Raw genomic sequence first — 7,235 nt, 5'->3', positions numbered from 1 at the left:
GCCCCGCCCGGCGCAGCGCCGTCAGCAGGTCCGTCAGCCGCTCCGGCTTGTGGACCAGGCAGAAGCAGCCCCCCCAGCGGAGGAGCCAGGCCGCCGCGGCGCAGAACCAGAATCCGCAGAACGTCGCCGCGCAGTACATCGTGCCCGACACGGTGAACGTCAAGGTGATGAAGGACGGCCAGAACCGCTGGCTCCAGGTGACGGCGCCCGCCGAACAGGTTGGGATAGTAGGGCGGGTTGCACACCGCCAGGTCGAAGCTTCCCCCGGGGAGAAGGGTGCGGATTTGGCGCAGGTCCCCCGGCAGGAAGCGCAGCTGCCCGGCAAGGCCGTTCTCCGCCGCCGCCCGCTCCGCCAGGGCCAGGGCCTGGGGCTGGAGCTCCACGCCGGTGACGGCCAGCCCGGGCTGCCGCTGGAGCAGCAGCAGCCCCAGCAGCCCCGTGCCGCAGCCCAGGTCGCACACCCGCAGCCCCGGCCGCAGCCGGGGCAGGGAGGAGAGGAGGAAGGTGTCCGTGCTGGGGCGGAAGAGGGCATCGTCGTAGACGAAGCGGTATCCGCCGGGTTTCAGGCTCTCCCAGTGCTCCATGGCGCGGCCTCCTCTGGTGGTTGGAATAGGACCATTATAGAGGAAAACAAAACACACCGCAAGCCTTGGCCTGCGGTGTGTTTATGTATCCCGTCGATTATTCCTCGGGGACGATGGCGCCGTTGGGGCAGGTGTCGCAGCAAGAACCGCAGTCCAGGCAGGCGGCAGCGTCGATGATGTACTGGTCATCACCCTGGCTGATGGCACCGGCAGGGCAAGAGTCCGAGCAGGCACCGCAGCTCACGCAGGCAGAAGTGATTTTGTAAGCCATGGGAAGTGCACCTCCATAAGATTTGTGTTTTTCATTGTACCATACAATTTAGAAAAAGCAAGTCTTTGTTAAAGCCATAACAGAAAAAATCCGCTAAGATTTTCAAAAAAATTTAGCAAATATGGTTTGCCCAAAGCTGCCGTTCATCAATTGTTTTCAATTTGGTCAAAGAAAGTCAAAGATCACCCCTTGACATTCCGGCGGGAAGTGGTATACTGGCGTCAGAACAAAAGGTTAAAGAAAGTCAAAGTCAAAGAAATGCGGCGGAGGCTTTTGGGAAGGAAGGTGGTCCAGTGGGAATTTCCGATTTGATCGCCGAGTTTCTCCAGAGCAGTCTGGAGACCTCGGAGGACGGTGTGCTGGAGGTCCAGCGCAGCGATCTGGCCCAGCGGTTCAACTGCGTGCCCAGCCAGATCAACTATGTGATGAGCACCCGCTTTTCCCCGGAGCGGGGCTACATCGTGGAGAGCCGCCGGGGCGGCAACGGCTACATCCGCATCACCCGGGTCCGGGTGGACCGGCAGACGCTGATGATGCACGTCATCAACTCCCTGGGCCAGCGGATGGACCTGCCCTCAGCCCGGGCCATCATCGGCAACCTGGTGCAGTCCGGGGCGCTGGAGGAGGAGCTGGGAAGGGCGGTGCTGGCCGCCGTGGGCGACAAGGCCCTGGGCGCCGTGCCCCGGGAGAACCGGGACGCCGTCCGGGCGGACATCCTGCGGCAGGTATTGATCCTGCAAGTCTAGGGGAACCTGAGTTCCCCCGGGCCGTATCCCCGATTGGAAAAATTTGAACATCCTGAAGGAGGAATTGATTATGAAATGCGAGAACTGCGGTAAGAATGAAGTTACCTTTGTCTATCAGAGCAATGTCAACGGCCAGATCACCGAAAAGCACCTGTGCGGCGAATGCGCCGAGAAGCTGGGCTTCACCCGGAGACTGGCGGCCCAGAACCAGCGGATGATGCAGAACTTCTTTGGAAACGGCCTGTTTGGCGGCGGCTTCCTGGAGGACTTCTTCTCCCCCAACTTTATGGGCGGCCGGAACTGGCTGCTGGAGGACCCCTTTGACGACTTCTTCGCCGACATGCCCGCCCTGGGGGCGCCCCGGCGGCAGGAGGCCCAGGAGCCCCAGCGGCAGGAGGACCTGGTGGGGAAGGAGGAGCAGAGCCGCTTCGCCTACCTGCGCCAGATGAACGCCCTGCGGATGGAGATGAAGAAGGCGGTCCGCCAGGAGGACTTCGAGCGGGCGGCCCAGCTGCGGGACGAGATCCGGACGCTGGAGGAACAGCACAAGGAGCAAAAGGACAACAAATAAACCCGGAAAAGGGAGGTAAACATCTATGAATGAGAACAAATTCACGCCCAGGGCCGAGGAGGCCCTGCGGCTTTCCCAGGAGGCGGCGGGGGAGCTGGGCCACGGCTACGTGGGCACGGAGCACCTGCTGCTGGGCCTGATCCGGGAGGACGAGGGCATGGCCCACACCGTCCTCACCGAGGCGGGCCTCACCGACGAGATGATCGTGGAGATCATCAAAAAGAGCGTGGGGGCGGGGCTCCCCGGCAGCAACCCCGCCCAGGGGCTCACCCCCCGGGCCAAGCGGGTGGTGGAGATCGCCATGGAGGACTCCGTCCGGGGCGGGTACAACTACGTGGGCACGGAGCATCTGCTGGCGGGACTGCTGCGGGAGGGCAACAACATGGCTGTCCGCATCCTGCGCACCGCCGGCGTGGACGCCAAGCATCTGTACACCGCCCTCATGCAGAAGCTGAACGACACCCCCCGGGGCAAGGCCGCCGAGGCCAAGGCGGCAGCCGCCGCCAAGGAGGACGGCAGCAAAAACAAGACCCTGAAGGAGTTCACCCGGGATTTGACGGCGGACGCCCGGGCGGGCAAGCTGGACCCGGTGATCGGCCGGGACGACGAGATTCAGCGGGTTATCCAGATTCTCTCCCGCCGCACCAAGAACAACCCCTGCCTCATCGGCGAGCCCGGCGTGGGCAAGACCGCCATCGCCGAGGGCCTGGCCCGGAAGATCGTCCTGGGCGACGTGCCCGACGACCTGCTGGACAAGCGCATCCTCTCCCTGGACCTCAGCGGCATGGTGGCGGGCACCAAGTACCGGGGCGAGTTTGAGGAGCGCATCAAGAAGGTGCTGGAGGAGGTCAAGCGCTCCGGCGACGTGGTGCTCTTCATCGACGAGCTGCACACCATCGTGGGCGCCGGCTCTGCCGAGGGCGCCGTGGACGCCGCCAACATCATCAAGCCGGCCCTGGGCCGGGGCGAGATTCAGGTCATCGGCGCCACCACCCTCAACGAGTACCGCAAGTATATCGAGAAGGACGCCGCCCTGGAGCGCCGGTTCCAGCCCGTCCAGGTGGGCGAGCCCAGCCGGGAGGCCACCCTGGAGATTTTGAAGGGCCTGCGGGAGCGGTACGAGCAGCACCACAAGCTCCAGATCACCGACGAGGCACTGGAGGCCGCCGTGGAGTTGTCCAGCCGGTATATCAACGACCGCTTCCTGCCGGACAAGGCCATTGACCTGATGGACGAGGCCGCCAGCCGGGTCCGGATGGAGACGGAGGAGATCTCCCCCGAGCTGAAGAGCCTGGAGGAGAAGATCGCCGCCCTGGTCAAGGACAAGGACGCCGCCATCGAGGCCCAGGACTACGAGAAGGCCGCCCAGCTGCGGGACATCGAGAAGGATTACCGGGAGCAGGTGGAGTTGGAGCGGGACAAGCGCCGCAAGAGCACCCGCCGGCACCGCCCCGTCACCGGGGAGGACATCGCCGCGGTGGTGTCCGGCTGGACCGGCATCCCCGTCACGCGGCTGACCGAGGACGAGGGGCAGCGCCTGCTGCATATGGAGGAGACCCTCCATGAGCGGGTGGTGGGCCAGGATGAGGCCGTGAAGGCCGTGGCCCGGGCCATCCGCCGGGGCCGGGTGGGTCTGAAGGACCCCAAGCGGCCCACCGGCTCCTTCCTGTTCCTGGGCCCCACGGGCGTGGGCAAGACGGAGTTGTGCAAGTCCCTGGCGGAGGCCATGTTTGGCGACGAGAACGCCATGATCCGCATCGACATGTCCGAGTATATGGAGCGGCACACGGTCTCCCGCCTCATCGGCTCCCCGCCGGGCTACGTGGGCCACGACGAGGGCGGCCAGCTGACGGAGAAGGTCCGCCGGAAGCCCTATTCCGTGGTGCTGTTCGACGAGATTGAAAAGGCCCATGAGGACGTGTGGAACGTGCTGCTCCAGATTCTGGACGACGGCCGCATCACCGACTCCCAGGGCCGGACGGTGGACTTCAAGAACACCGTCATCGTCATGACCAGCAACATCGGCGCCAAGGCCCTGACCGCTGCCGGGTCCAAGCTGGGCTTCTCTACGGAGGAGCGGAGCGACCCCGACGCGGAGAAGGCCTTCCAGCGGGCCAGGGAGACGGTTCTGGCGGAGCTGCGCCAGACCTTCCGCCCGGAGTTCTTGAACCGGATCGACGATATCATCGTCTTCCGGGCGCTGACGGAAGCGGACATCCGGGAGGTGGCCCGCAGGATGCTGCGGGTGGTCTCCGCCCGGATGGAGACCATGGGCATCCACCTGGACGCCAGCGACGAGGCCGTGGCCGAGCTGGCCAAAGAGGGCTTCGATCCCAAGTACGGCGCCCGGCCCCTGCGCAGAGCCATCCAGAGCAAGGTGGAGGACGCCGTGGCGGAGCGGATGCTGGACGGCACCCTCCAGGCGGGGGACACCGCCCGCCTCACGGTGGAGGACGCAAAGCTGCTGCTCACCAAATAACTTCCCGACGCAGAGTAGGCGCCCGGCTTCCCCTATGGGGAGGCCGGGCGCCTGGCGCTGTCGGGAAAGTGCCGCAGGTACTTTTTCGGCCGGGCGGCGGCCCGCAAGTGCAAGGCGCAGTGGGCCGCAGATGCGCAGTCCGCATACCTGCGGGCCGGGAGGGCTGCTCTGCCGCGCACGCGCCGCGGCGGAACTGCCCGCCCTCTGCCCCCGCCGCTCCGGCGGCGAACCGCCGGGAGGCTGTTGGGACAAGCCGGGGCGCCGCTACCGGTAGAGCCGGGCCGCCTCGTTGTAGGTGCGGGAGATGCCCCGCAGGATTTCGCCGTGGGAGAAGTCCGTGTGGTACACCAGGTTGATCTCCCGCACCATGCTGAGATTTTCCACCGGCAGGGCCGTGAGCTTGCCCTTTTTCAGCTCGTCCAGGCAGGCGCTGCGGGCCAGGATGGACACGCCGTACCCCCGGCGGACCAGGTCCTTGATGGTGGCGATGTTGTCCACCTCCAGCACCACATTGAACTCGTCCAGGGAGATGCCCCGGCTCTCCAGGTGGGAGACCAGCAGGTTCTGGGTGCCGGACTCCGGCAGCCGCAGCAGCATCCGCTGGCGCTTTAGCTCCTCCATGGTGACCATGCCCTGCCGGATGAGGGGGTGGTCGTTGGGCACCACCAGCACCAGGCTGTCCGTGTCCAGCAGCAGGGAGCTGTACCCCGGCTCGGTGACGGGGCCCTCCACCACCGCCAGGTCGATCTCGTAGGTGCGGAGCTTACTATAAAGATTTTTTATGGAATCCGTAATGACCATGATTTTTACTGATGGGTTCTCGGTACAGTAGCGGGCCAGGGCCTCCGCCACGGGGTTGCTCTCGGAGGTGTGGGTGAGGCCCACGGCGATGCGGGTGAGCTGGCGCTGCTGGTCCTGGATCTCCCGGTGGAGGTTGTGGGTCAGCGCCACCATCCGCTTGGCGTAGCGCACCGCGATCTCCCCCTCCGGCGTCAGCTTCAGGGCGCCGCCGCCCCGGTGGAACAGCTGCACCCCCAGCTCCTGCTCCAGCTGGCGGATGTGCTGGCTGACGGCGGGCTGAGTCAGCGAGAGCTGCTCCGCCGCCCGGGTAAAGCTGCCGGTCTCGCTGACCCGCAGCAGGGTGTTCAGTTTGGGGTCAATCATCCGGGCACCTCCGGTATCACAAAAATTTATGGATTATCAAAAATTCATGATTTGACAATTGGGCCGCAGGGCATATAGTGAACTGAGATAAGCATACACCCGCTCCGCGGGGAATGCAAGGAAAGAGAGGGGGACGGCGGCATGGAACAGGTTGCGCCGGCGGAAATTTTGATGAGCCTGTCGCTGATTTTGCTCTCCGGCTTCGTGCTGACCCGGATGACCAAGCGGCTGCGGCTGCCGGACGTCACCGGCTATATCCTGGCGGGCATCCTCATCGGCCCCGGCGGGTTGAGCCTGGTGCCCGCGGCCCTTCTGGAGCGGATGGACTTCGTCAGCGACATGGCCCTGGCCTTCATCGCCCTTGGCGTGGGCCGCTGGTTCCGGCGGGACACCCTCCGCCAGCTGGGCGGGGGGCTGCTGGTGGTGACGCTGGCGGAGTCGCTGCTGCCGGGGCTGCTGGTGGCGGGGGTGATGTACTGGCTGTTCCGGGAGAGCTTCGGCCTCTCGCTGCTGCTGGGGGCCATCGCCACGGCCACCGCGCCGGCCAGCACCCTGATGACCATCCGGCAGTACCACGCGGACGGCCCCTTTGTGCGGCTGCTGCTGGCGGTGGTGGCCCTGGACGACGGGGTGTGCCTGCTGGCGTTCAGCGCCGCCGCCGTGGCGGTGACGGCGGCGGCCGGCGGGGGATTCACGCTGCGGACGCTGGTGATGCCGCTGGTGAGCAACGGCGCCATGCTGCTGCTGGGCGGGGCGCTGGGGTGGGTCCTGGAGCGGCTGCTGGCGCCGCCCAGCCGCAGCCAGGGCAACCGGCTGATTTTGACCATCGCGCTGCTGCTGGGGCTGTGCGGGGTGTGCGCCCGGCTGGAGGTGTCCCCGCTGCTGGCCTGCATGGCCTGCGGCGGCGTGTACATCAACTGTACCGGGGACCAGACCCTCTTCGACCAGGTGGAGGCCTTCACGCCGCCGGTGCTGAGTCTGTTTTTCGTCGTCTCCGGCATGAATCTGGACCCGGGGTCGCTGAAGGCCCTGGGCGCGGCGGGCGTGGGGTACTGCATCGTCCGCATTCTGGGCAAGTACGCGGGGGCCTGGCTGGGCTGCCGGTGGACCGGCGCGGCGGCCTCTGTCCGGAACTGGCTGGGCCTGGCCCTGGTACCCCAGGCGGGGGTGGCCATCGGCCTGGCCTTTCTGGGGCGGCGGATGCTCCCCGGCGGGGTGGGGAATCTGCTGCTGTCGGTGATTCTGGCCTCCTCCGTGCTCTATGAGCTGGTGGGCCCGGCCTGCGCCAAGCTGGCGCTGGTCCGCTCCGGCGCCATCCCCCGGGCGAAGAGCAGCGAGGCCGTGCCGGAGTCCCGGTGAGACAGGGGGCCGCCTGCGTGCACGGTTCGCACACTTGCGGGCCGAGAGGGATGCTCTGCCG

The 7,235-nt window shown here is 66.1% G+C and carries 7 protein-coding genes; 4 read left to right on the top strand and 3 right to left on the bottom strand.

Annotated elements, in window-relative coordinates:
• Positions 1–584: methyltransferase (locus tag QZS21_RS08700; protein ID WP_295582425.1), on the bottom strand; the 584-nt coding region annotated here is incomplete at its 3' end.
• Between the two features lie 97 nt (positions 585–681).
• Positions 682–855, bottom strand: coding sequence for a DUF362 domain-containing protein (locus tag QZS21_RS08695; RefSeq protein WP_295582422.1), 174 nt, complete (start codon positions 853–855; stop codon positions 682–684).
• Between the two features lie 293 nt (positions 856–1,148).
• Here QZS21_RS08695 and QZS21_RS08690 point away from each other — a divergent pair, with 293 nt between their 5' ends.
• The 3 genes from QZS21_RS08690 (at position 1,149) to QZS21_RS08680 (ending at position 4,651) form a co-directional block, all read left to right on the top strand.
• The gene (locus QZS21_RS08690) at positions 1,149–1,601 is read left to right on the top strand and encodes a CtsR family transcriptional regulator (RefSeq protein ID WP_295582420.1); all 453 of its coding nucleotides are present in this window, start codon (positions 1,149–1,151) and stop codon (positions 1,599–1,601) included.
• Between the two features lie 70 nt (positions 1,602–1,671).
• Positions 1,672–2,172, top strand: coding sequence for a UvrB/UvrC motif-containing protein (locus tag QZS21_RS08685; RefSeq protein ID WP_295582418.1), 501 nt, complete (start codon positions 1,672–1,674; stop codon positions 2,170–2,172).
• A gap of 25 nt (positions 2,173–2,197) precedes the next feature.
• Positions 2,198–4,651 carry an ATP-dependent Clp protease ATP-binding subunit gene (locus tag QZS21_RS08680; protein ID WP_295582416.1) on the top strand — a complete coding sequence of 818 codons (2,454 nt, stop codon included), beginning with the start codon at positions 2,198–2,200 and terminating at the stop codon, positions 4,649–4,651.
• Between the two features lie 264 nt (positions 4,652–4,915).
• Here the strand turns inward: QZS21_RS08680 and QZS21_RS08675 are convergent, their stop codons facing one another.
• Positions 4,916–5,815, bottom strand: coding sequence for a LysR family transcriptional regulator (locus QZS21_RS08675; RefSeq protein ID WP_295582414.1), 900 nt, complete (start codon positions 5,813–5,815; stop codon positions 4,916–4,918).
• 141 nt (positions 5,816–5,956) lie between these two features.
• Here QZS21_RS08675 and QZS21_RS08670 point away from each other — a divergent pair, with 141 nt between their 5' ends.
• Positions 5,957–7,174 carry a cation:proton antiporter gene (locus QZS21_RS08670; RefSeq protein WP_295582412.1) on the top strand — a complete coding sequence of 406 codons (1,218 nt, stop codon included), beginning with the start codon at positions 5,957–5,959 and terminating at the stop codon, positions 7,172–7,174.
• The last annotated feature ends 61 nt before the right edge of the window (positions 7,175–7,235 follow it).

The sequence above is a fragment of the uncultured Oscillibacter sp. genome (assembly GCF_900544955.1).
Classification (GTDB): Bacteria; Bacillota; Clostridia; order Oscillospirales; family Oscillospiraceae; genus Oscillibacter.
Note: the sequence above shows the minus strand (reverse complement) of the source record. Positions and strands in the feature narration are given on the sequence as shown.

Excerpts from the sequence above, each read along its gene's own strand:
- QZS21_RS08680 (WP_295582416.1), top strand. The coding sequence starts at position 2,198 with ATGAATGAGAACAAATTCACGCCCAGGGCCGAGGAGGCCCTGCGGCTT.
- QZS21_RS08670 (WP_295582412.1), top strand. The coding sequence starts at position 5,957 with ATGGAACAGGTTGCGCCGGCGGAAATTTTGATGAGCCTGTCGCTGATT.
- QZS21_RS08675 (WP_295582414.1), bottom strand. The coding sequence starts at position 5,815 with ATGATTGACCCCAAACTGAACACCCTGCTGCGGGTCAGCGAGACCGGC.
- QZS21_RS08695 (WP_295582422.1), bottom strand. The coding sequence starts at position 855 with ATGGCTTACAAAATCACTTCTGCCTGCGTGAGCTGCGGTGCCTGCTCG.
- QZS21_RS08685 (WP_295582418.1), top strand. The coding sequence starts at position 1,672 with ATGAAATGCGAGAACTGCGGTAAGAATGAAGTTACCTTTGTCTATCAG.